This window comes from Mesorhizobium sp. M8A.F.Ca.ET.161.01.1.1 (assembly GCF_004792105.1).
Lineage (GTDB): Bacteria > Pseudomonadota > Alphaproteobacteria > Rhizobiales > Rhizobiaceae > Mesorhizobium.
Window position 1 is genome coordinate 34081 of record NZ_SRTD01000026.1, and the last position, 20780, is coordinate 54860.

23 protein-coding genes and 1 pseudogene are annotated in these 20780 nt (G+C 64.4%); 14 read left to right on the plus strand and 10 right to left on the minus strand.

Features of this window, described 5'->3' with window-relative positions:
• Positions 1-20: 20 nt before the first annotated feature.
• The 3 genes from EN804_RS32665 to EN804_RS32675 all read right to left on the minus strand — a co-directional run bounded on the left by EN804_RS32665 (position 21) and on the right by EN804_RS32675 (position 1593).
• Entirely contained in the window at positions 21-524 is a 504-nt protein-coding gene (locus EN804_RS32665) for an invasion associated locus B family protein (protein ID WP_127278701.1), read from the minus strand.
• Positions 525-795: 271 nt separating this feature from the next.
• Positions 796-1158 (minus strand): YkvA family protein, encoded by a 363-nt coding sequence (locus EN804_RS32670; protein WP_127278702.1) that lies wholly within the window; start codon positions 1156-1158, stop codon positions 796-798.
• Positions 1159-1296: 138 nt separating this feature from the next.
• On the minus strand, positions 1297-1593 hold the full coding sequence (locus EN804_RS32675) for a 4a-hydroxytetrahydrobiopterin dehydratase (RefSeq protein WP_127278703.1): 297 nt from the start codon (positions 1591-1593) through the stop codon (positions 1297-1299).
• A 56-nt stretch (positions 1594-1649) separates the two neighbouring features.
• Here EN804_RS32675 and EN804_RS32680 point away from each other — a divergent pair, with 56 nt between their 5' ends.
• Positions 1650-2168, plus strand: coding sequence for a low molecular weight protein-tyrosine-phosphatase (locus tag EN804_RS32680; RefSeq protein ID WP_135922169.1), 519 nt, complete (start codon positions 1650-1652; stop codon positions 2166-2168).
• On the opposite strand, the gene thpR is transcribed toward EN804_RS32680, so the two are convergent.
• Positions 2072-2668 (minus strand): RNA 2',3'-cyclic phosphodiesterase, encoded by a 597-nt coding sequence (gene thpR / locus EN804_RS32685; RefSeq protein ID WP_135883779.1) that lies wholly within the window; start codon positions 2666-2668, stop codon positions 2072-2074. The genes EN804_RS32680 and thpR overlap by 97 nt on opposite strands.
• Positions 2669-2796: 128 nt before the next feature.
• Positions 2797-3441: an arylesterase gene (locus tag EN804_RS32690; RefSeq protein WP_135922170.1), complete on the minus strand. Its 645-nt coding sequence runs from the start codon at positions 3439-3441 to the stop codon at positions 2797-2799.
• 85 nt (positions 3442-3526) lie between these two features.
• Between EN804_RS32690 and EN804_RS32695 the strand changes: the two genes are divergently transcribed.
• The 4 genes from EN804_RS32695 (at position 3527) to EN804_RS32710 (ending at position 8453) form a co-directional block, all read left to right on the plus strand.
• Positions 3527-4222 (plus strand): ABC transporter ATP-binding protein, encoded by a 696-nt coding sequence (locus EN804_RS32695; RefSeq protein WP_135883781.1) that lies wholly within the window; start codon positions 3527-3529, stop codon positions 4220-4222.
• Complete coding sequence (locus EN804_RS32700) at positions 4222-6771, plus strand: ABC transporter permease (protein WP_135922171.1); 2550 nt, start codon at positions 4222-4224, stop codon at positions 6769-6771. Before EN804_RS32695 ends, EN804_RS32700 begins: the two co-directional genes overlap by 1 nt.
• Before the next feature lie 231 nt (positions 6772-7002).
• A complete protein-coding gene (locus EN804_RS32705; protein WP_127872799.1) occupies positions 7003-7776 on the plus strand; it encodes a Bax inhibitor-1/YccA family protein in 774 nt (257 codons plus the stop codon).
• A gap of 104 nt (positions 7777-7880) precedes the next feature.
• On the plus strand, positions 7881-8453 hold the full coding sequence (locus tag EN804_RS32710) for a GNAT family N-acetyltransferase (protein WP_135916562.1): 573 nt from the start codon (positions 7881-7883) through the stop codon (positions 8451-8453).
• Positions 8454-8558: 105 nt separating this feature from the next.
• Here the strand turns inward: EN804_RS32710 and EN804_RS32715 are convergent, their stop codons facing one another.
• Positions 8559-8945 carry a DUF2794 domain-containing protein gene (locus EN804_RS32715; protein ID WP_135922172.1) on the minus strand — a complete coding sequence of 129 codons (387 nt, stop codon included), beginning with the start codon at positions 8943-8945 and terminating at the stop codon, positions 8559-8561.
• Positions 8946-9474: 529 nt separating this feature from the next.
• Between EN804_RS32715 and EN804_RS32720 the strand changes: the two genes are divergently transcribed.
• From EN804_RS32720 to EN804_RS32730, 3 genes are read left to right on the plus strand one after another with little or no spacing between them, the layout of a single operon-like run.
• Positions 9475-10134 carry an XRE family transcriptional regulator gene (locus EN804_RS32720; protein WP_135922173.1) on the plus strand — a complete coding sequence of 220 codons (660 nt, stop codon included), beginning with the start codon at positions 9475-9477 and terminating at the stop codon, positions 10132-10134.
• A 19-nt stretch (positions 10135-10153) separates the two neighbouring features.
• Positions 10154-10411, plus strand: coding sequence for a TOBE domain-containing protein (locus EN804_RS32725; RefSeq protein WP_245511786.1), 258 nt, complete (start codon positions 10154-10156; stop codon positions 10409-10411).
• Between the two features lie 21 nt (positions 10412-10432).
• Positions 10433-11818 (plus strand): FAD-binding oxidoreductase, encoded by a 1386-nt coding sequence (locus EN804_RS32730; protein ID WP_135916563.1) that lies wholly within the window; start codon positions 10433-10435, stop codon positions 11816-11818.
• A 46-nt stretch (positions 11819-11864) separates the two neighbouring features.
• On the opposite strand, the gene EN804_RS32735 is transcribed toward EN804_RS32730, so the two are convergent.
• Both EN804_RS32735 and acnA read right to left on the minus strand, forming a co-directional pair.
• Positions 11865-12680, minus strand: a complete 816-nt coding sequence (locus EN804_RS32735) for a thioredoxin family protein (RefSeq protein ID WP_127279203.1) — start codon at positions 12678-12680, stop codon at positions 11865-11867.
• A 436-nt stretch (positions 12681-13116) separates the two neighbouring features.
• Positions 13117-15807: an aconitate hydratase AcnA gene (gene acnA, locus EN804_RS32745; RefSeq protein WP_135863433.1), complete on the minus strand. Its 2691-nt coding sequence runs from the start codon at positions 15805-15807 to the stop codon at positions 13117-13119.
• Between the two features lie 281 nt (positions 15808-16088).
• Between acnA and ccmA the strand changes: the two genes are divergently transcribed.
• From ccmA to EN804_RS32765, 4 genes are all read left to right on the plus strand, one after another.
• Complete coding sequence (gene ccmA, locus EN804_RS32750) at positions 16089-16697, plus strand: heme ABC exporter ATP-binding protein CcmA (protein ID WP_135916564.1); 609 nt, start codon at positions 16089-16091, stop codon at positions 16695-16697.
• A gap of 211 nt (positions 16698-16908) precedes the next feature.
• The gene (gene ccmB, locus EN804_RS32755; RefSeq protein WP_127872807.1) at positions 16909-17574 is read left to right on the plus strand and encodes a heme exporter protein CcmB; all 666 of its coding nucleotides are present in this window, start codon (positions 16909-16911) and stop codon (positions 17572-17574) included.
• A gap of 132 nt (positions 17575-17706) precedes the next feature.
• Positions 17707-17880, plus strand: a complete 174-nt coding sequence (gene ccmD, locus EN804_RS32760) for a heme exporter protein CcmD (RefSeq protein WP_127280270.1) — start codon at positions 17707-17709, stop codon at positions 17878-17880.
• The gene (locus EN804_RS32765) at positions 17877-18452 is read left to right on the plus strand and encodes a DsbE family thiol:disulfide interchange protein (RefSeq protein WP_127872808.1); all 576 of its coding nucleotides are present in this window, start codon (positions 17877-17879) and stop codon (positions 18450-18452) included. Before ccmD ends, EN804_RS32765 begins: the two co-directional genes overlap by 4 nt.
• Positions 18453-18695: 243 nt before the next feature.
• Here EN804_RS32765 and EN804_RS32770 read toward each other — a convergent pair whose 3' ends face one another.
• Positions 18696-18863, minus strand: coding sequence for a hypothetical protein (locus EN804_RS32770; RefSeq protein ID WP_127280268.1), 168 nt, complete (start codon positions 18861-18863; stop codon positions 18696-18698).
• Positions 18864-19113: 250 nt separating this feature from the next.
• Between EN804_RS32770 and EN804_RS32775 the strand changes: the two genes are divergently transcribed.
• Positions 19114-20034: an SMP-30/gluconolactonase/LRE family protein gene (locus EN804_RS32775; RefSeq protein ID WP_127872809.1), complete on the plus strand. Its 921-nt coding sequence runs from the start codon at positions 19114-19116 to the stop codon at positions 20032-20034.
• A 162-nt stretch (positions 20035-20196) separates the two neighbouring features.
• Positions 20197-20403, plus strand: coding sequence for a 4-oxalocrotonate tautomerase family protein (locus EN804_RS32780; RefSeq protein ID WP_127280266.1), 207 nt, complete (start codon positions 20197-20199; stop codon positions 20401-20403).
• Between the two features lie 192 nt (positions 20404-20595).
• Here the strand turns inward: EN804_RS32780 and EN804_RS37720 are convergent.
• A pseudogene (locus tag EN804_RS37720) lies at positions 20596-20780 on the minus strand (hypothetical protein); the annotation flags it as partial.

Below are 20780 nucleotides of genomic sequence, written 5' to 3' on the forward strand. Positions count from 1 at the left end.
GGTTCAAAAACGAAGATAGCCTATTTGCACTTGGCGATCGAGGACAGCGCCGCCGAAATACCCTTCAGCGAGAAGACATAGTTCGTGGGATTGCCGCGGCCCGATTTCGCCGACACCTTCATGTCGGTGCCGGTCTTCATCGCCGCGATCAGCACCGGCTCCTCGGCGGCGTTCTCGACCCAGGCCGATTTTCCGCGCGTGAACATCGAGAAGGTCTTCTTGTCGATGGTGACGGTGGCCTTGGAGCCTTCCTGGAAATTGTAGCCGGCGATGAACTGCGGCTCATAGGATACCTGCTGGCCGGGCCGCTGGCTGACGAAGAAGAACATGTCGCCATGGTCGAGCGTCGGCGGCTGCTTGTCGGTCGGCACGGTCAGCACGTAGCAGACCTTGCCGCCCGACGCCTGGTAACTGTAGGTGCCCCAGGCATTGTGCTGGCCGATCTTGGTCGCCTGCTGCGCCAGCGCCGGCGCTGCCGAGGCGGCCAGGACCAGGCTCGAAACTAGTGCAATCAATCCGCGCATCGTTTTTCCCGTATTCCAAATGGTGCGGAGGCGGGCCGCATGGCGTCCTGCCGTCGGTTCATTTTGATTTAATCTGGGTTACCAAACGGTGAAGTTCCCAAGAGAAAAGGACCCTCACCCCAGGAAACCGCCGCCATTTCCGCGCCGCCGCCTTGTCAGCGGCCGGCACGGCGTCCCTTTGGTGACTTGGAGGCCACGAAAACGGCAAGAGTTTGACTTTTGACGCGCCGCTGAACGCCCGATCCAGAAGCCGGGCCGAGGCGGCGGGACTTCAGCCCTTGTCGGCGATGGCGTCCTTGGCGGCCTGCCGGTGCGCGGGCGTGATATGGGCGCTGACGGCGGTGATCGCGGCGGTCAGCACGGCGATGTCGTCGGTGAAGCCGAGACCGAAGATGAAGTCGGGGATGAGGTCGACCGGCAGGACGAAATAGCCGAGCGCGGCCACCAATATGCCCTTGGCTCGAAGCGGCGTGTTCTTGTCCATGGCGCAGTAATAGGCGGCGACGACGTCTTCCATGAACGGAATCTGCCGCGCGGCCTTCTTGGCCGTGCGCCAGAACTTTTCGCGCACTTCGCCCTCGCCGCCCAGCCTGTCGCCAAAGCCGAAGAAGTCAAAACCGGGTTGTTGCGCCATCAATCTCTCCTTGCGGGTCCCATGCGCGGACTGGCGCATGCTCGCGGATCAAAATGTGGTGAAAGCCGAACCCGGCTGCAAGATGCCGGTGCCGATTTGGCGGGTCCGCGCCCGGCCCAGAGCATGGACAGCCGGTGTTCAGCCGCCGAAATAGCGGTTCATCTTCTTGGCCAGCTCGATATCGAGCGCCGTCACGCCGCCAGCGTCATGCGTGTTCAAGGTCACGTCGACCGTCTTGTAGACATTCGACCAGTCGGGATGATGGTCCATCTTCTCGGCGGCGAGCGCGACGCGGGTCATGAAGGCGAAGGCCTCGGAGAAATTATTGAAGGTAAAGGTGCGGCCGATCGAGGCGCCGTCCTGTGCCAGCGCCCAGCCGTCAAGTCCAGTCAGCGCTGCTTCGGCGGCTTCCCTACCCAGTTTCTCTCTCGTCATGTCCGCTTCCCGTGCTATTGCGCATGCGCTGAAGTCGCCACCATAGCGCCGGATCCATGATCGCGAAGCCCATAAATTCCATTCTTTTCGTCTGCCTCGGCAACATCTGCCGGTCGCCTCTGGCCGAAGGCGTCCTTCGCGCCGTGCTGGCGGAGCGCGGATACGGCGGGGATATGGTGCTCGACTCGGCCGCCACCAGCGGCTGGGAGGTCGGCTCCGCCCCGGATCCGCGCTCGATCGCGGTCGCGACGAGCCACGGCATCGACCTTTCAGGGCAGCGGGCGCGCAGGATCACACCGGCGGATTTTCACCGCTTCGACCTGATCCTCGGCATGGACCGGTCCAACGTCGCCGACCTGAAGGCGCTGGCGCCGGCGGCGGTGCGCGACCGCGTCCACCTGTTTCTGGAATTCGCCGAGGGAGAGCCGCGCGATGTGCCGGATCCCTATTATGAGGACCAGGAAGCGTTTGCTTCGGTCTACCGCATGATCCGCGAGGCGTCCGAGGCGCTGGCGACACGGCTGGCGGCGCGGGTATCGACGCCTGACAGCGGCCAGGCTTCCTCGACGATATAGGGGCCGCCGCCGACCGAATCGCGCGACGACATCAGCACGAAGCGGCCGATGCGGAAGGGCAGCGTCGAGAAATTGCCGCGCGCCGACAGATATTGGGCGACGTCGAGCGGGCTCGAATTGCGCAGCCTCGCCAGGGTGATGTGCGGCGTGAACTTGCGCGGATCGGCGGCCAAGCCGAGCCGCTGGCAGATGCGGTCGATCTCGCCCTGCAGGGCGCTCAGATCCGGTGATGGGGCGACGCCGGCCCACACGGCGTGCGGCTTCTTCTGGCCGAAAGCGCCGACACCCGACAGCGTCAGCGAGAAGGACGGGCGGTGCACCCGGTCCAGCGCGTTGGCGATCTCGTCGGCGACATGACCCTCGACATCGCCGATGAAGCGCAGCGTCAGATGGTAGTTTTCGACATCGATCCAGCGGGCCCCGGGCAGGCCGCCCCGGAGCAGGGACAGCGAAAGGGCAGCATCACGCGGAATTTCGAGGGCGGTGAAAAGACGCGGCATGAAGAGCCTCCCTTCCTCGAATCGAACTGTCACCTGTAGCGAATCATCGATAGCCTGATCGAGCAAGAGGTTTATTGGTCACAGTCATTGCTAAAAACTTCCCTAACGGAAAGCGATTCCTGGCGGCCTCACGACCCTCCTGGGGCCGCCGCGATGGCCTTCTCGACCGTCGGCAGGATGCGCTCGACCATCAGGTCGACACCCCCCGCGTTAGGATGCAGGCCATCCTCGAGCTCCAGGGTGGGCTGCCCCGCGACGCCGTCGAGGAAGAACGGGTAGAGCGGCACAGCGTATTTGCCGGCCAGGTTCGGAAAGATGGCGTCGAAGGCGTTCTGGTAGTCGGCGCCGAGATTGGGCGCGGCGCGCATGCCGGTCAGGAGCACGGCGATCTTGCGCTCCTTGAGCTTGCCCAGCATGGCGTCAAGGTTCTTCCGGGTGATGTCGGGCGAAACGCCGCGCAGCATGTCGTTGGCACCGAGTTCGAGGATCACCAGTTGCGTGCCGTCGGGCACCGACCAGTCGAGCCGCGCCAGGCCGCCGCTGGAGGTGTCGCCGGAGACGCCGGCATCGGCGACGGTGACGTCATGGCCCCTGGCGCGAAGGGCGGCCTGCAATTTGTCTGTAAAACCCTGGCCCGGGCCAAGACCGAACCCCGCCATCAGGCTGTCACCGAAGCCGACGATCTTGAATGGCTCGGCGCGCGCCGACGAAATGGCGCCGCAAATGGCGAGGAAAACGATCAGGCCTGCGGCAAAGCGGCGTTTGAAAGACATGCGGCAAGCCCCATATGACATAGAATTCTTCCGGCGATGGCTTGCGACAGGCAGAGCCTCCCTCCCCATATAGGACGCTTTCATTTTGACAGAAGCCGTCATCGCGCTGAAAGATGTATCCCTGACACTCGGCGAAGGCGCTTCGTCCGTCCATGTGCTGAAGGGCGTCAGCCTCGAGGTGGCGCGCGGCGAGGCGACTGGTATCGTCGGCCCGTCGGGGTCCGGCAAGTCCACATTGCTGATGGTTCTGGCAGGGCTGGAGCGGGTCGATTCGGGTACGGTACGAATCGCCGGCGAACTGCTCAACGGCAAGACCGAGGATCAAATCGCTTCGTTTCGTGGCCGAAACATTGGCATCGTGTTTCAGTCCTTCCACCTTATCCCCAACATGACGGCGCTCGAAAATGTCGCGGTGCCGCTGGAATTGGCCGGCCACGCGGATCCGTTTTCGGTGGCGGAGCGGGAACTGGCGGCCGTGGGCCTCAGCGACCGCGTCACCCACTACCCCGGCGAGCTCTCCGGTGGCGAGCAGCAGCGCGTGGCGATCGCGCGGGCGCTGGCGCCATCGCCGCGCATCCTGATCGCCGACGAGCCGACCGGCAATCTCGACCAGGCGACGGGGCGGCAGGTCGCCGACCTGCTGTTTGCCAAGGCGGCCGAGCGCGGCATGACGCTGGTGCTGGTCACCCATGATCCGGCGCTCGCGGCGCGCTGTTCGCGCCAGGTGTCGATGCGCTCCGGCAGGATCGAAGCGCCGGCGCCGATCAAGGTCATTGCCTGATGCCGCTGGCGCGGACATTGAAGCTCGCCATCCGTTTCTCGCTGCGCGAGATGCGCGGCGGCCTGTCCGGGTTTCTCATCTTCCTCGCCTGCATAGCACTCGGCGTCGCGGCCATCGGCGGCGTCAATTCGGTGGCCCGCTCCATCACCGCCGGTGTCGCCGATCAGGGCCAGACGCTGCTTGGCGGCGACCTTCGCTTCCAGATCAACCAGCGCGACGCCAGCCAGGCCGAACTTGGCTTTCTCGACGGGCTGGGCGTCGTTTCGCACACCGCCGGCATGCGCTCGATGGCGCGCCTGGCCGACGGATCCGACCAGGCGCTGGTCGAGGCCAAGGCGGTCGACGATGCCTATCCGCTCTATGGCGCGCTGGAAACCGAACCGGCGCTGACGAAGCAGGAACTGTTCAGCGGGCAGTTCGGCGTTTTCGGCGCTGCGGCACCCGACCTTCTGTTCGAACGGCTGCATCTCAAGATCGGCGACCGGCTGAAGCTCGGCACCGCCATCTTCGAACTGCGCGCCAGGCTGGTGACCGAGCCCGACGCGGTCTCCGACGGCTTCGGCTTCGCGCCAAGGCTGATGATCTCGACAGAGGGCCTGACCGCCACAGGGCTGATCCAGCCGGGCAGCCTGGTCGAGAATGCCTACAAGGTCCGGCTGCCCGCCGATGCCGACGAGGCGCGGCTCAAGGCCATCCAGGACCAGGCGGCCAGGGATTTTCCGGAGGCCGGCTGGTCGATCCGCACGCGCGGCAATGCCGCCCCGGCGTTGTCTTCCAACATCGAACGCTTCTCGCAGTTCCTGACGCTGGTCGGGCTCACCGCGCTGGTGGTCGGCGGCGTCGGCGTCGCCAACGCGGTGCGTGCCTATCTCGACGGCAAGCGCGGTGTCATCGCCACTTTCAAGAGCCTGGGGGCATCCGGCGGCTTCGTCTTTGCCGTCTACCTCGTACAGATCCTGATCATCGCCCTGATCGGCATCGGCGCCGGCCTGGTGCTGGGTGCGCTGATGCCCTTTGCCGCAAGTGCGGCCCTGCAGTCCGTCATTCCGGTGCCGGCGCGAGGCGGCTTCTATCCCGGCGCACTCGCCATGGCGGCCCTGTTCGGCCTGCTGGTGACGCTCGCTTTCGCGCTGCTGCCGCTCGGCCGCGCCCGTGATGTGCCGGCGACCGCGCTGTTCCGGGAGATGGGGCTGGAAGGCCGTGGCCTGCCGCGCGCCGTCTATGTCGTCTGCGCGCTCGGCATCGCGCTTTTCCTGGCGGCCCTGGCGATCCTGTTTTCGGGCGACCAGCGCATCGCCTCGATCTTCGTCGGCGCCACGATTTTTGCTTTCCTGGTGCTGCGTCTCGTCGGCGCGCTGGTGCAATGGGCGGCCAGGAAAAGTCCGCGCGTGCGCTTTGTCGCGCTCAGGCTCGCCATCGGCAACATCCACCGGCCCGGTGCGCTGACGCCGTCCGTGGTGCTGTCGCTGGGGCTTGGACTGACACTCCTGGTGACGCTGGCGCTGATCGACGGGAATCTCAGGCGCCAGATCTCCGGCAACCTGCCGGCGCGGGCGCCCAACTTCTTCTTCGTCGACATCCAGGGCAGCGAGGTCGATGCCTTCTCCGCGCTGATCGCAAAGGAGGCGCCGCGGGGAGCGCTGGCCAGGGTGCCGATGCTGCGTGGCCGGGTGATGGCGCTCAACGGCGTCGATGTCGACAAGGTCAAGGTGCCGGCCGAGGGCGCCTGGGTGCTGAAGGGCGATCGCGGCTTGACCTATGACGCCAGGCAGCCGGAAAACACGACACTGACCGAGGGCAAATGGTGGCCGGACAATTATGCCGGCGAGCCGCTGGTTTCGTTTTCCGACAAGGAAGGCAAGGAAATCGGGCTGAAGCTCGGCGACACCGTCACCGTCAATGTGCTTGGCCGCAACGTCACGGCCCGGATCGCCAATTTCCGCCAGGTCGAATGGGAGACGATGGGCATCAACTTCGTCATGGTGTTTTCGCCCAACACATTCGCGGGCGCCCCACATGGCTGGATAGCGACGCTCACAGAAAAGAGCGCGTCGACGGCCGATGACGCGCGCGTCCTCAACGCCGTCACCCGCGCTTTTCCGGCCGTGACGACGGTGCGGGTCAAGGACGCGCTCGACATCGTCAACCGGCTGGTGGGCCAGCTCGGCACGGCGATCCGGGCGGCGGCCGGCGTGGCGCTGATCGCCTCGGTTCTGGTGCTTGCCGGCGCGCTTGCCGCCGGCAACCGGGCGCGCATCCACGACGCAGTGGTGCTGAAAACGCTCGGCGCGACGCGCACGACGCTGATATCGGCCTTCTCGCTGGAATACATGCTGATCGGGCTCGCCACCGCGATCTTCGCGCTCGCCGCCGGCGGTGCAGCCGCCTGGTACATCGTCGCGCGCATCATGGCCTTGCCGTCGCATTTCATGCCGGAGGTCGCGGTCGCCACAATCGCCTTTTCGCTGGTGATCACGGTCGGCATCGGCCTTGCCGGCACCTGGCGGGTGCTCGGCCACAAGGCGGCGCCCGTGCTGCGCAACCTCTGATTCGCCGGTCCGGCGCGGCCTGCCCCGGGTTAAATCTTGGTAAGAATACCGTCCGAAACGGCCGGCGAAGCGGCATTTTAGCCTGTCACGAACCGTTACAACAGGTTACGGACTTGTTCTTGACGCCAAGAACCATCATATTCCGCGCAGGCATGCTGGAGCCCCGCCAGCGGCGCCTGGGTCCGCAAGAGGCCCGACACCGGACGGGGCAGAAGCAACAGAGGATTTCCAATGGCTGATCCCATTCGCAATTATCAGACGTCGGCGGTGCCCGGCGTCCGTGCCGACATCGACCAGGGTCTGCGCGCGTATATGATCAAGGTCTACAATCTGATGGGGCTCGGTCTGCTCATCACCGGCCTTGCCGCCATCGGCACGATCATGCTGGCCACCACCACCGACCCGGCCTCGGCCGTCGCGACGCTGCCGAGCGGCGAGATGCTGACCTCGTTCGGCTACGCGATCTTCGGTTCGCCGCTGCGCTGGGTTGTCATGCTGGCCCCGCTGGCCGCCGTGTTCTTCCTGTCGTTCAGGATCCGGTCGATGAGCGTCGCCGCCGCGCAGACGACCTTCTGGGTCTATGCCGGCCTGGTCGGCCTGTCGCTGTCTTCGATCTTCCTGGTATACACCACGGCAAGCATCTCGCAGACCTTCTTCGCCACCGCCGCCGCTTTCGGGGCGCTGTCGCTGTTCGGCTACACCACCAAGCGCGACCTGTCGGCGATGGGCTCGTTCCTGATCATGGGCGTGTTCGGCATCATCATCGCCTCGGTGATCAACATCTTCCTGCAGTCGTCGGCGCTCACCTTCGCCGTATCGGCGATCGGCGTGCTGGTGTTCGCCGGCCTCACCGCCTACGACACGCAGAAGATCAAGGAGATGTATTTCGAAGGTGACGCTTCCGATGTCGCCGGCCGCAAGGCGATCATGGGCGCGCTGTCGCTCTACCTCGACTTCATCAACCTGTTCATGTTCCTGCTCCAGTTCATGGGCGACCGCCGCTAAGGGTATTGGACCATCAACTTTCGCAAGGGCGGCCCAATGGCCGCCCTTTTCTTTTGTGCGGGCCTCTGCTGTTGTTGGAGGCACAAAAGAGGTTTGCATAAAGAATGAGCAACATCGTGATCAGGCCGGCGACCCCGGCCGACCTCGACACCATCACCGAAATCTATGCCGACGCGGTCGCCAACGGCACGGCGAGCTATGAACTGGAGCCGCCCAGCCGTGCCGAGATGGGGACGCGATTCGCCACGCTCGCGGCCGGCGGCTTTCCCTATCTGGTGGCGGAGAAGGACGGCGCCGTGCTCGGCTATGCCTATGCCGGCCCCTTCCGGCCGCGCCCGGCCTATCGCTTCATCGTCGAGGATTCGGTCTATGTCGCGCCTGACGCCAAGGGCCAGGGCGTCGGTCTCAAGCTGATGCAAAGCCTGGTCGCCGCGGTCGAGGGGGCGGGCTTTCGCCAGATCGTCGCGGTGATCGGCGACGGCCGCGCCGACAGCGCCTCGGTCAGGTTGCACGAGAAGCTCGGCTTTCGCCATTCCGGCCGGCTCGAAGGCTCCGGCTATAAGCATGGGCGCTGGCTGGACACGGTGTTCATGCAGCTATCGCTGAACGGCGGGGCATCGGTCGCGCCCGATCCGGATTCGCTGCCGGAGCGGAGGTTCAGGCTCGGAGGGAAATGAGAAGAATGGGAATTGAAGAATTGAGGAATTGAAGAACTGGAGAAATGTCAGGCGCTTAGCGCTCTTTTCTCCAATTCCTCATTTCTTCGATTCCTCAGTTCCCCTTCACGCCTCGACCACCTTCAGCTTCGGATCGAAGACGCCAAGCACGCGGCCAAGCTCCTGGCCGCGTTTGAGGATACGGCCGCCCGCCGCGATGACGGCGAAGGCGCCCTGTTTACGTGCCAGTTTCGGATCCTTGACGATCTGGAACAGCGGCACTTCGCTGGCGCGGCGAAAGACGGAAAAGACGGCGCGGTCGGTGAGATGATCGATGGCGTAGTCGCGCCATTCATTGGCGGCGACCATGCGTCCGTAGAGCCTCAGGATCAGATCCAGTTCACGCCGGTCGAAGCGGACCGGCTGGTTGAGGCGTTCACGTCGCGCCTCGTGTAGCGGGATCAATATTGCGGATGCGTCTCCATCCCCCATCCCGCCGCCGTCATCAGTCATGCCTCGATCCCTCGAAATGAATCTTTGCCAACCAAAGTTGGCCCCTTCGCACCGCAATTGCAAGAGCCGGCGAAGCGGAGGCGGCGGTGCGCCGTTTCCGTCGCGTCCAGTCACGTTTGTGAAACGCATGTTGGAATTGGTGATGCTTCGCCACATTTCTGCCTTTTTTTATCCGCGCTCATGCCCCAATGTCCGACGAATTTACCGGCGTTGCCTGAGACGGTTCGGTCCGGCACCGGCTCGTAAACCCCAAGCCCCCCGCCCACGGGTCTGCGTCGGATCGAACCAACCTCGGTCTTTTCCTCGGAAAAACCAGGTGCGACGATCCCAAAACCTAAATGACCGGCGTCAGAAGCAAGCTGACGTCGGTTTTTTCGTTTTTGGACCTTTTTTAACCCGGATCGTGGCGAGCGTGGGAAGCCGGCGCAGGCTCGAAGCGGCCAGCCCTCACATCGCGACTCAATTCCGCCGACCCTGCTTGCCATCTGCCGTCTCACTTAATAGGGTGTTAAGTGGAACGGAGACAGCAATGCCACGCGCATCGGACTCCATGGCAAAACAGTTGGATGGTGTAGCGGCCGCGCCGGAGGCCGGCGGCGTCGGCCCTCGCATCAAGGCGTTGCGCACGGCACGGCGCGTCTCGCTGCGGCAGCTCGCCGACATGACCGGCACGACGGCGAGCTTCATCAGCCAGCTCGAGCGCAATCTGTGCGGCGCCAACACCGGCACGCTGCTCAAGATCGCCGGCGCTCTAGACCTTGGCATCAACGATCTGTTCGAGGACAATGCCCGCCCCTTGCACAAGGTGCTGCGGCGTGAGGAACGGCCGGTCGTCCCGGTCGGCAGGTACGGCCGCAAGATGCTCCTGTCGCGGCGGCCGATCCACCAATTCGAGGCCTATGCCGGCCATTTCGAGGTGGGCGGCTCGACCGGCGACGAGACCTATGCCCATAGCGGCGAGCACGAAATGTTCATGGTGCTCAAGGGCACCGTTGAACTGACACTCGCCGATGAGCGCCACGTCATGCACGAAGGCGACAGCGTCGAATACGCGACCTCGGTGCCGCATCGCACGGTCAATGTCGGCGACACGCCGGCGGAGGTGCTGTGGATCATCGCCCCGCCGACCGCCGGCGCGTTCGAACTCGATCAATACAGGCCCGGAAACCGCTCGCATCCGGGTGAATGAAATCAAAAGCGAGTCTGCAATGGAAAAACTGGCGCTCGCCCGTCGCGGCGTTGCCGGTGACGGCCGCAACCGGCTCACGGGGCGCATCGGCGAAGCGATCTACCTCGGTTCGGGCTCCAAATACGAGGTCGATCTGGCCGACGGGTCGAAAGCGATCGTGCGCTCGACGCTGGAAGCAGACAGTTTTGCCATCGGCGACGAGGTCGATGTGCTGTTCGCCGGCGCCGACGTGAAGCTGCTCGCCGATGACGACAAGGCCGACCTTACGCTCACCTGATTTCGGAACGGATTTCAAAAAATGCAAGCCAAGCACAATGGCGACGTGTCGTTCTGGTATGCCGATATCGGCGGCGTGCCGGCCTATCGCCCGTCCCTGCCCGGCGACATCGAGGCCGATGTCTGTATCGTCGGCGCCGGCTACACCGGCCTGTGGACCGCCTACTATCTGAAGAAGGCGCAGCCCGCGCTGCGCATCGCCATCGTCGAGAAGGAGTTCGCCGGCTTCGGCGCTTCGGGCCGCAATGGCGGCTGGCTGTCGGGCGGCTTCAGCTGGTCGCGCGAGAAATACGCAAAAACCTCGTCGCGCGGCGCGGTGATCGACATGCAGCGGGCCATGTTCGGCACGGTCGACGAGGTGATCGCGGTGACGGAAGCCGAGGGCATCGACGCCGATATCCGCCGTGTCGACAACATCACCGTCGCCACCAACGCCGCGCAATTGCAGCGCGCCAGGGCCGAATACGAGGAGCTGCTGAGCTGGGAGATGCCGCCGGAGCGGCTGGCCTTCCTCGACGCGCGGGAGGCGCGCCAGCGCATCGCCATCGACAAGGTGCTGGGTGCTTTCGTCGTGCGCAACGTCGCGCGCGTGCAGCCGGCCAAGCTGGTCCAGGGTCTGGCGGCGGCGGTCGTGCGGCTCGGCGTGCCGATCTACGAGCAGACACAGGTGCTGGCGATCGAGAAGGGCAAGGTCACCACCGCCAGGGGCATCGTGCGGGCGCAGAAGATCGTCCGCGCCACCGAAGGCTTCACGGCGGGCATTCCCGGCTATGAGCGTCTCTGGCTGCCGCTCAACAGCGCCATCGTGGTGACGGAGAAGCTGCCGCAGAAGCTCTGGGACGCGATCGGCTGGAACGGCTACGAGGTGCTGGGCGATGCCGCCCACACCTATTGCTACGCGCAGCGCACGCGCGAAGGCCGCATCGCCATGGGTGGCCGCGGCGTGCCCTACCGCTTCGGTTCACGCACCGATGTGCGGGGCCGGACCCAGCAGGCGACCATAGACCAGCTGCAGGAGGTGCTGACCAGGCTGTTGCCGCAGACCAAGGGCGCGCGTCTCGACCATGCCTGGTGCGGCACGCTCGGCGTGCCGCGCGACTGGTGCACGACTTCGGGTTTCGATAGGGAAAGCGGCATCGGCTGGGCCGGCGGCTATGTCGGGCTCGGTGTGTCGAGCTCCAACCTGTCGGGCCGCACCTTGTGCGACCTGGTGCTCGGCCACGACACCGAGTTGACCCGGCTGCCCTGGGTCAACCGTACGGTCAAGAAATGGGAGCCGGAACCGCTGCGCTGGCTCGGTGTGCACACCATGTACCAGCTCTATCGCATCGCCGACCGGCGTGAAGCAAACGGCCTGGGCCGGACCTCACGCCTTGCGGCCTTTGCCGATCGCCTGACCGGGCACTGACGATGTGCAGCGGTTTCCGTCTGGAACCGCGCCGAACCGCGTGACGTTACAGTTTTCGATCGAGAGAGGTCTCGGATCCGGGCTTGTGGATGAAAGCCGCACCCAGGATGGGACCTGGCAGGCCATCCTTGCCGACCGACTGCAGAAGCACGGCGCAACCGCCCTTCTTGGTGATCTCGCTCAGCGGCAATTCGTAGCGCTGCGCCTTGCCGTGCCACATGCCGGCGGTCTGGATCCCGGTCACCGCGTTCCAGTAGGTCATCTTGCGGCCGGAGTTCTCACCCTCGGCGATCTTGACCGTCTGCGGAGGCTCGAAATAGACGATGACGACATGGGCGTCGCTGGGGCCCGCCCCGGCATCGCCGGCGTCTATGATCACGCGGTCGCTGGTCCGGCTGACCTTGATGGCGACGCGCATCCCTTCGCCGCCCCGGGCCATGCGGGCAAGCGCGCCGTCGACTTCGCCGCGGTTGGCGCCGTTGACGTGGACACGGCCATTGATGACCGCTTGCGGCGTGTACACGGAGCGGCTGCCGAAGGCGCGCATATAGTCGTTCTGGCGCTCGGTATTCTCTTTGTGGCTCAGCGTGTCCCGCCAGCCGAGATAGTCCCAATAGTCGACGTGATAGGAGAGCGCGACGAGGTCTTCCTGGACAGCAAGTTCGGCGAAGAAGGCATCGGCCGGCGGACAGGAACTGCAGCCCTGGCTGGTGAAAAGCTCAACCACGCCGAGCGGCTTCTCCAGCTGGGGCTTGTCTGCCTGGGCCCTCTCGGTCTCGCCGGCATGGCCAGCGCCGGCAAAAGCCGGGAAGGCCAGCGCGAAGGCTGCCAGCCACAATGATCGTCGCGAGGCCATGACCATTCCAATTCCCGCCGGTGATGCCGGCTTTGTTCTGCTTTGCCGAAATATGTGGCAGAACGGGAAGTCAACGGGAAGTCACGTTGCGGTGAAATTTTACCGCCGCAACCGTGGGGTAAGGCCGCAATAGGGGAAGCCACTGCATTTCAGGGCGTGGTTCGATTCGGCGGCGGCATCATCCCCATGTGGCAGGTTCTCCTCACCCCCGTCGATCTCTATTGCGAGCGAACCGGCCGTGAACTTTGGTCCGAGCCGGTCAATGCTTTGACGAACCTTGCCTTCATCGCCGCAGGACGGGGGAGTAGGGGAGTAGGGGAGTAGGGGAGTAGGGGAGTAGGGGAGTAGGGGAGTAGGGGAGTAGGGGAGTAGGGGAGTAGGGGAGTAGGGGAGTAGGGGAGTAGGTTACCCATCCCCAGCTAGTTCCCTACTCCCCTACTTTCTACGCTGCCAGATCGCGCAGCACGTATTGCAGGATGCCGCCGTTCTTGAAGTAGTCGAGCTCATCCAGCGTATCGATGCGGCAGATGATCGGCACGTTCTTCACCGTGCCGTCGCCATAGGTGATCTTGGCGGTCATCGTCTGGCGCGGCTTGATGGCGCTCAAGCCATCGATCTCGACCAGCTCGTCGCCCTTGAGGTTGAGCGAGGCCCAGGAGGTGCCTTCCTCGAAGACGAAGGGGATGACGCCCATGCCGACCAGGTTCGAGCGGTGGATGCGCTCGAAGGACTGGGCGATGACGGCGCGGACACCAAGCAGGTTCGTGCCCTTGGCCGCCCAGTCGCGCGACGAGCCGTTGCCGTATTCGACGCCGGCGAAGATGACCAGCGGCACGCCTTCCTTCTTGTATTCCATCGCCGCGTCGTAGATCGATTCCTCTTCCTTCGTGGGATAGTGGATGGTGTAACCGCCCTCGCGGCCATTCTCGCCCAGCATGTGGTTGCGGATGCGGATGTTGGCGAAGGTGCCGCGCATCATCACCTCATGGTTGCCGCGCCGCGTGCCGTACTGGTTGAAGTCGGCGACGCCGACGCCATGGTCGGTGAGGTATTTGCCGGCCGGCGAGGCGGCCTTGATCGACCCGGCGGGCGAGATGTGATCGGTGGTGATCTTGTCGCCGAACAGGCCGAGCACGCGGGCGCCCTTGATGTCGCCGATCTTGCCGAAACCTGATGTCATGCCGGCGAAGTAGGGCGGGTTCTGCACATAGGTCGAATTGTTGTCCCAGGCATAGGTCTGGCCTTCCGGCGCCTTGACGTTCTGCCAGTACTCGTCGCCCTTGAAGACGTCGGCATATTTGCGGGCGAACAGCTCGCGGGTGACGTTCTTCTCGATGAACTCCTGGATCTCGGCCGAGCTTGGCCAGATATCCTTGAGATAAACCGGATTGCCATTCTTGTCGTCGCCGAGCGGCTCTGATGTCAGGTCCTTGGTGACGGTGCCGGCGAGCGCGTGGGCCACGACCAGCGGTGGCGAGGCGAGGTAGTTCGCCTGCACGTCGGGAGAGACTCGACCTTCGAAGTTGCGGTTGCCGGAGAGCACGGCGGCAGCGATCAGGCCTTTGTCGTTGATGGTCTTGGAGATCGGCGCCGGCAGCGGGCCGGAATTGCCGATACAGGTGGTGCAGCCGAAGCCCACCAGGTTGAAGCCGATCTGGTCGAGCTCCTTCTGCAGGCCCGACTTTTCCAGATATTCGGCCACCACCTGACTGCCGGGGGCCAGCGAGGTTTTTACCCACGGCTTCTGCTTCAAACCGAGGCGGTTGGCGTTGCGGGCAAGCAAGCCGGCGCCGATCAGCACGCTCGGATTCGAGGTGTTGGTGCACGACGTGATGGCGGCGATGACGACGTCGCCATGGCCGAGGTCATGGTCGGTGCCTTCAACGGCGTAGCGCTTGGAGATTTCCGCCGCCTTCTTGTACTCGGTGTCCATCGCCTTGGCGAAGCCGGCCGGAATGCCTTCGAGCGCCACACGGCCTTCCGGGCGCTTGGGGCCGGCCATGGACGGCACGACGCTGTCGAGTTCCAGTTCGAGCAGGTCGGTGAAGACCGGATCGGCGGAACCGGCCTCGCGCCACATGCCTTGCGCCTTGGAATAGGCCTCGACCAAGGCGATGCGGTCCTCGCTGCGGCCCGACATTGTGAGGTAGCGGATGGTTTCCGAATCGACCGGGAAGAAACCGCAGGTGGCGCCGTATTCGGGCGCCATGTTGCCGATGGTGGCGCGGTCGGCCAGCGTCATGTTGGACAGACCGGGCCCGAAGAACTCGACGAACTTGCCGACGACGCCCTTCTTGCGCAGCATCTGGGTGACGGTGAGCACGAGGTCGGTGGCGGTGACGCCCTCCTTGAGCTTGCCGGTGAGGCGGAAGCCGATGACTTCGGGCAACAGCATGGAAACCGGCTGGCCGAGCATGGCCGCCTCGGCCTCGATGCCGCCGACGCCCCAGCCGAGCACGCCAAGGCCGTTGATCATGGTGGTGTGCGAATCGGTGCCGACGCAGGTGTCGGGATAGGCTGTGGTTTCGCCGTCCTCGGTGCTGGTCCACACGACCTGGCCGAGATATTCGAGGTTGACCTGGTGGCAGATGCCGGTGCCGGGCGGCACGACGCGGAAGTTGCGGAACGCCTGCTGGCCCCATTTCAGGAATTTGTAGCGCTCTTCGTTGCGCTCATATTCGAGTTCGACATTGCGGGCGAAGGCCATCGGCGTGCCGAACTCGTCGACGATGACGGAATGGTCGATGACGAGGTCGACCGGGACCAGCGGGTTGATCTTCTGCGGATCGCCGCCGAGCGAGGCCATGGCGTCGCGCATGGCGGCGAGATCGACCACGGCCGGGACGCCGGTGAAATCCTGCATCAAGACGCGGGCCGGGCGGTAGGCGATCTCGACGCCGGCGGTGCCCTTGTCGGTCAGCCAGCCGGCCACCGCCTGGATCGATTCCTTGGTGACGGAGCGGCCATCCTCGTTGCGCAGCAGGTTTTCCAGCAGCACCTTCATCGAATAGGGCAGCTGGGCAATGCCGGTGAGGCCGTTCTTCTCGGCCTCGACGAGGTCGAAATAGACATACTCGGCGTCGCCCGCTTTCAGCGTGCGGCGGCAATTGAAACTGTCGAGGGATTTTGACACGTGCGATCCTTGTCTGTTCAGCCTGAAAGGGAACGGACGCCGATGGCATGCAATCACGCGCAAAGGTGCGGGTACGGCCATTTCCGCTGTCCGCTCCCAAGCAACCCGAGCCGTTCAAGGCGGCGCGTGCGCTGGTTCGGCGCTAATTCTGTTCCCGTGCCGACCGCTGGCACGGATGACCCGCATATAGAGAATTTTCTGGAATAGTTCTAGACAGTTGCAAAGCAAATTTGTGCGATGCGGCAGCGGCCGTGCCGCTTCGTTCGAGGGACAGGCAAGGGATGCGGCTGATCGCCGAAAATCTGGGCGGCGAGCGCGGCGGCGAGGCGGTGTTTTCCTGCATCGGGTTTGCCCTGGAGGCGGGGCAGGCGCTGGTGGTGACCGGGCCGAACGGCTCGGGAAAATCGACGCTGCTCAGGGTGATCGCCGGGCTGCTGCCGAAAGCGGAGGGCCGCCTGCTGCTCGAAGGCGGCGGCGACGAATTCCCGTCGATTGCCTCGGCCTGCCATTATCTCGGCCATCAGAACGCGATGAAGACGGCGCTGAGCGTGGCGGAGAACTTGCGCTTCTGGCTGGAGTTTCAGGGCGAAGGCCGGCTCGGTGTCGAGGAGGCGCTGGAAACGGTCGGGCTGGGCGGCATCGGTCATTTGCCGTTCGGCTATCTCTCGACCGGGCAGAGGCGCCGCGCGGCGATCGCCAAGCTTTTGGTCAGCCATAGGCCGCTGTGGCTGCTGGACGAGCCGACGGCGGGCCTGGACAAGGCTTCGGAGGGAAGGTTCGCGGGGTTGATGCGCGAGCACTTGGGGGATGGAGGGATGGTCGTCGCGGCAACGCATCTGCCGCTGGGATTGGAGGGGGCGCGCGAGCTGCAAATGAGGGTAGGCCATTGATTTCCGTGCTCTACGGCGCGCCCCTCTGGCCTGCCGGCCATCTCCCCCACGAGGGGGGAGATTGGTGGCTTCGGCGCCTCGCTCATCTTGGCGACGCTAGTGATTGGCGAAAGCCGAACCGACGGCTGATCTCCCCCCTCGTGGGGGAGATGTCCGGCAGGACAGAGGGGGGCGTGACGGAACGCCTTCTTCAACCGGGGACCACATCGTAATGTGGTCCCTCTTAGCCCGCGACATCCGCCTCAATATCCGTGCCGGCGGTGGCGCGCTGACCGGCGTCATCTTCTTCCTTGCCGTCATCGCCACCATCCCCTTCGGGGTCGGGCCGGACCTCAAGCTCTTGGCCCGCATCGGCCCTGCGATCCTGTGGATCGGCGCCTTGCTTGCCTGCCTGCTCGGCCTCGACCGGCTGTTCCAGGCCGACCGCGAGGACGGCGCGCTCGATCTGCTGGTGCTCGGCCACGACCGGCACATGCTGGCGCTGACGGTGCTGGTGAAATGCGTCGCGCATTGGGCGGGAAGCGTCTTGCCGCTGGTGGTCGCCGCGCCCCTGCTCGGCCTGTTCATGAACATGGAACCGGTCGCCATCGGCGCCACGGCACTGACGCTTCTGGTCGGCACGCCGGCCATCACCTTCATCGGCGCCGTCGGCGCCGCGGTGGCGGTGGCGCTGCCGCGCGGCGGGCTGTTGATCTCGGTGTTGGTGCTGCCGCTGACCATTCCGGTGTTGATCTTCGGTGTTTCGGCAAGCTACGGGGCGACGGCGAATCCCGATCCGTTCCTGCAGCCTTTCCTCATTCTTGCCGCGCTGACGTTGTTTCTTGCGGTGCTGGGCCCCGTGGCCGCGGCGCTGGCGCTGCGCCATGGCACGGATTGAGGCGGCCGCGAGCGGCAGAGGCTGCGGCGCGGCGGCAGATTGCGCGGCCCGTGGCGCGAGGTTAAGGGAAGGCATGAGCGAGCGCAGCGAACGGACCGGGTTGGCGAGCGGCATGCCAGGGAGGCGGCCGGCATGAGCCCGCACGCACTCTACGTCACCGCCGCCTATGCCATCACCGCGATCGTGCTGGCCGGGCTGATCGGCTGGATCCTGCTTGACCAGCGGGCACGCAAGCGCGAACTCGCCGAACTCGAGGCGGCCGGGGTGCGGCGGCGCTCCGACAAGACCGGGGCGGGAAAGCCGTGAGCAGCGAAATCGAAACGCCGACGCGTCGCCGCCTGTTCGTGTTCTTGCCGCTGCTGGTTTTCCTCGGCCTGGCCGGCCTGTTCCTGTCGCAGCTTCTGTCGGGACGCGATGTCTCGGAAGTGCCATCGGCGCTCATCGGCCTGCCGGCGCCGCAGACCAGTCTGCCGGCGCTGGAGGGGTCAAACCTGCCGGGGCTCGATTCGAAAGCCTTCGCCGGCAAGGTCACTCTGGTCAACGTCTTTGCGTCGTGGTGCGCGCCGTGCCGGGAAGAGCACCCGGTTCTGTTGGCGCTGGCGCAGGACAAGCGGTTCACGATGGCGGCGCTGAATTACAAGGACCGGCCGGAAAACGCCCGCCGCTTCCTCGGCGACCTCGGCAATCCGTTCCAGGCGATCGGCGTCGACGAAGCCGGCCGCACGGCGATCGACTGGGGCGTCTATGGCGTGCCGGAAACCTTCGTCATCGGCAAGGATGGCAAGATAGCCTACAAGCATGTCGGCCCGCTGACGGCGGAGTCGGCGAGGGATCTCTTGCTGCCACAGATTGAAAAAGCGCTGGCCGTACCGAACTGACAACTCCAACTCGCCTTCGTCATCCTAGGGCGAAGCAAGGAGCGAAGCGACGCGGCGCAGACCCCTGGAGCTGCTTTGCAGCCCAAGGGATCCATGCCGTGATATTAGTGACAGGCAAGGCGGATCAGGATAAGGGACTCTTCGCCGCTGATAGAACCGCTATTCCGAGCCGCTGCATGCTTCGTTTGAAGTCGCGGCATGGATCCTCGGGTCAAGCCCGAGGATGACGAAACGCGGTGGGGCTCAGCCGTAGATCTGCTTGTGGATCTGGTAGAGCATTTCCGAGCGGTCGGCGCGCATGTCGGCGAGGTCGCGGCTGGAGAAGCTGTCGATTTCGGCGACGAGGCGGTTGTAGTGCTTGCGCTTGGCGATGCTGCTGCGAGCGCGGGTCATCAGGTCATTCAAGATCATAGCAAGGTTCCTTCTGTGCCGCATTCTCGCGGCGGGTTCTTCCTCCCTTGATCGATACGGAGCATGACATAGTAATGGTGCATTGCAAAAAGAAGATGTTGCAATGCACCATTGCACTGCGCGCATAGCCGGTTAATGGCGTCCTAAGGAACGTCCCGCCGTTTTGTCTTACAAATTGCTGATACCCCGTCTTGCCAGATCGATCGCGGGCTGGCTTGATCCGGCGTCACGTGATGCCGGGAGGAAATGCATGGCGGCCGCAGACTATTACGAAATTCTCGATCCGCGTTTCGCGCGCCTGTTCAATGGCAGCGCGCAAGTGGAGAAACTGTTCACCGGCTGCCGCTGGGCCGAAGGGCCGGCCTGGTTCGCCGCCGGCCGCTATGTCGTGTGGTCGGACATTCCGAACAACCGCATGCTGCGTTATGACGAAACCGACGGCAGCGTCAGCGTGTTCCGCCAGCCCTCGGGCAATTCCAACGGCAACACCGTCGACCGGCAGGGCCGGCTCGTCACCTGCGAGCATTCGGGCCGCCGCGTCAGCCGCACCGAGCATGATGGCTCGGTCACCACCATCGCCGCCAAATGGAAGGGCAAGCGGCTGAACTCGCCCAACGACGCGGTGGTGAAATCCGACGGCTCGGTCTGGTTCACCGACCCCAGCTACGGCATCGACACCGACTATGAGGGCGACAAGGCCGAGAGCGAGATCGGCGCCTGCAACGTCTACCGGGTGGATCCCGACACGGGCGAGGTCGAGGCCGTGATCACCGACATGGTCAGGCCGAACGGGCTTGCCTTCTCGCTCGACGAAAGCCTGCTCTATGTCGTCGACACCGGCCGCACGCATGGCGCTGAGAACCCGGCGCATATGCGGGTGTTCAACGTCGGCAAGCACGGCAAGAAGGTTTCCGGCGGCAAGGTCTTCGCCGACTGCACATCAGGCCTGTTCGACGGGTTCCGGCTCGACGCCGACGGACGCATCTGGACCAGCGCTGCCGACGGCATCCACTGCTACGATCCGGACGGCACGCTGATCGGCAAGGTCAAGGTGCCGGAGGTGACCGCCAATTGCGTGTTCGGCGGCACCAAGCTGAACTGCCTCTACATCGCCGGCACCACCTCGCTCTATTCGGTGCGGCTGATGGTGAATGGGGCCAAGACTTTTTGAGGCTGCTCGCAACTTTTCTCTGGCGGCCCTTGTTGGCGCTTCTGCGGATAGCCGCGGCACCCGCTTCGCCGCGGCTTCCGCAGCCGCCATTATTTGCTCCGCCGGAGCGGAGTTCGAAGCAGTCCGCCGATGGTATCAGGCACAAATCAATGGGAGGACGTCATGCCATTCGTCAACATCCGCATCGTCAAGGAAGTGATCGCCGCCGATCCGGCAGGCAAGAAGGCTGACATCGCCAGGAAAGTCACGGCGGCCATCATGGACGCCACCGGACTCGGCAATGACGACGTCTGGGTAGTCTTTGAGGAAGTCAACGCCCGCGACTGGTATGTCGGCAAGACCGATGTCGAGACCTTGCGGAAGGGGTAGATCGAAGGAAGGCGAATTCCTTTCCACTTCGTCATCCTAGGGCGAAGCAGTCGCGAAGCGACGTCGCGGAGACCCTAGGATCCATGCCGGGCCTTTCGAACGTCGCGGCGGTGCAGTTTCCGTCTGTGATACGGTCAGTGTACTAGCCACGTCGGGGTGCCTGTTCTGAACCGCTGCATTCTTTGGCAAATGTCACGGCATGGATTCTAGGGTCTGCGCCGCGTCGCTGCGCTCCTTGCTCCGCCCTAGAATGATGGGTGGACGGCCCCTTGCGGCATCGAATGTGCCAAGCTGGTCGTGTTGAAACACCAGCGGAGGAGACCGTCCGTCATGCAAGCTATCAGATTTGGAATCGATCTGGCCAAGAATGTGTTTCA

Bases quoted from the DNA above. Each gene is read 5' to 3' on its own strand.
- EN804_RS32715 (WP_135922172.1), bottom strand. From the start codon at position 8,945: ATGACTGATGACGGCGGCGGGATGGGGGATGGAGACGCATCCGCAATA.
- EN804_RS32720 (WP_135922173.1), top strand. From the start codon at position 9,475: ATGCCACGCGCATCGGACTCCATGGCAAAACAGTTGGATGGTGTAGCG.
- EN804_RS32730 (WP_135916563.1), top strand. From the start codon at position 10,433: ATGCAAGCCAAGCACAATGGCGACGTGTCGTTCTGGTATGCCGATATC.
- EN804_RS32705 (WP_127872799.1), top strand. From the start codon at position 7,003: ATGGCTGATCCCATTCGCAATTATCAGACGTCGGCGGTGCCCGGCGTC.
- EN804_RS32775 (WP_127872809.1), top strand. From the start codon at position 19,114: ATGGCGGCCGCAGACTATTACGAAATTCTCGATCCGCGTTTCGCGCGC.
- ccmA (WP_135916564.1), top strand. From the start codon at position 16,089: ATGCGGCTGATCGCCGAAAATCTGGGCGGCGAGCGCGGCGGCGAGGCG.
- EN804_RS32680 (WP_135922169.1), top strand. From the start codon at position 1,650: ATGATCGCGAAGCCCATAAATTCCATTCTTTTCGTCTGCCTCGGCAAC.
- EN804_RS32690 (WP_135922170.1), bottom strand. From the start codon at position 3,441: ATGTCTTTCAAACGCCGCTTTGCCGCAGGCCTGATCGTTTTCCTCGCC.
- EN804_RS32710 (WP_135916562.1), top strand. From the start codon at position 7,881: ATGAGCAACATCGTGATCAGGCCGGCGACCCCGGCCGACCTCGACACC.
- ccmD (WP_127280270.1), top strand. From the start codon at position 17,707: ATGAGCCCGCACGCACTCTACGTCACCGCCGCCTATGCCATCACCGCG.
- EN804_RS32665 (WP_127278701.1), bottom strand. From the start codon at position 524: ATGCGCGGATTGATTGCACTAGTTTCGAGCCTGGTCCTGGCCGCCTCG.
- EN804_RS32770 (WP_127280268.1), bottom strand. From the start codon at position 18,863: ATGATCTTGAATGACCTGATGACCCGCGCTCGCAGCAGCATCGCCAAG.
- thpR (WP_135883779.1), bottom strand. From the start codon at position 2,668: ATGCCGCGTCTTTTCACCGCCCTCGAAATTCCGCGTGATGCTGCCCTT.
- EN804_RS32700 (WP_135922171.1), top strand. From the start codon at position 4,222: ATGCCGCTGGCGCGGACATTGAAGCTCGCCATCCGTTTCTCGCTGCGC.
- EN804_RS32725 (WP_245511786.1), top strand. From the start codon at position 10,154: ATGGAAAAACTGGCGCTCGCCCGTCGCGGCGTTGCCGGTGACGGCCGC.
- EN804_RS32735 (WP_127279203.1), bottom strand. From the start codon at position 12,680: ATGGTCATGGCCTCGCGACGATCATTGTGGCTGGCAGCCTTCGCGCTG.
- EN804_RS32670 (WP_127278702.1), bottom strand. From the start codon at position 1,158: ATGGCGCAACAACCCGGTTTTGACTTCTTCGGCTTTGGCGACAGGCTG.
- EN804_RS32675 (WP_127278703.1), bottom strand. From the start codon at position 1,593: ATGACGAGAGAGAAACTGGGTAGGGAAGCCGCCGAAGCAGCGCTGACT.
- EN804_RS32780 (WP_127280266.1), top strand. From the start codon at position 20,197: ATGCCATTCGTCAACATCCGCATCGTCAAGGAAGTGATCGCCGCCGAT.
- ccmB (WP_127872807.1), top strand. From the start codon at position 16,909: ATGTGGTCCCTCTTAGCCCGCGACATCCGCCTCAATATCCGTGCCGGC.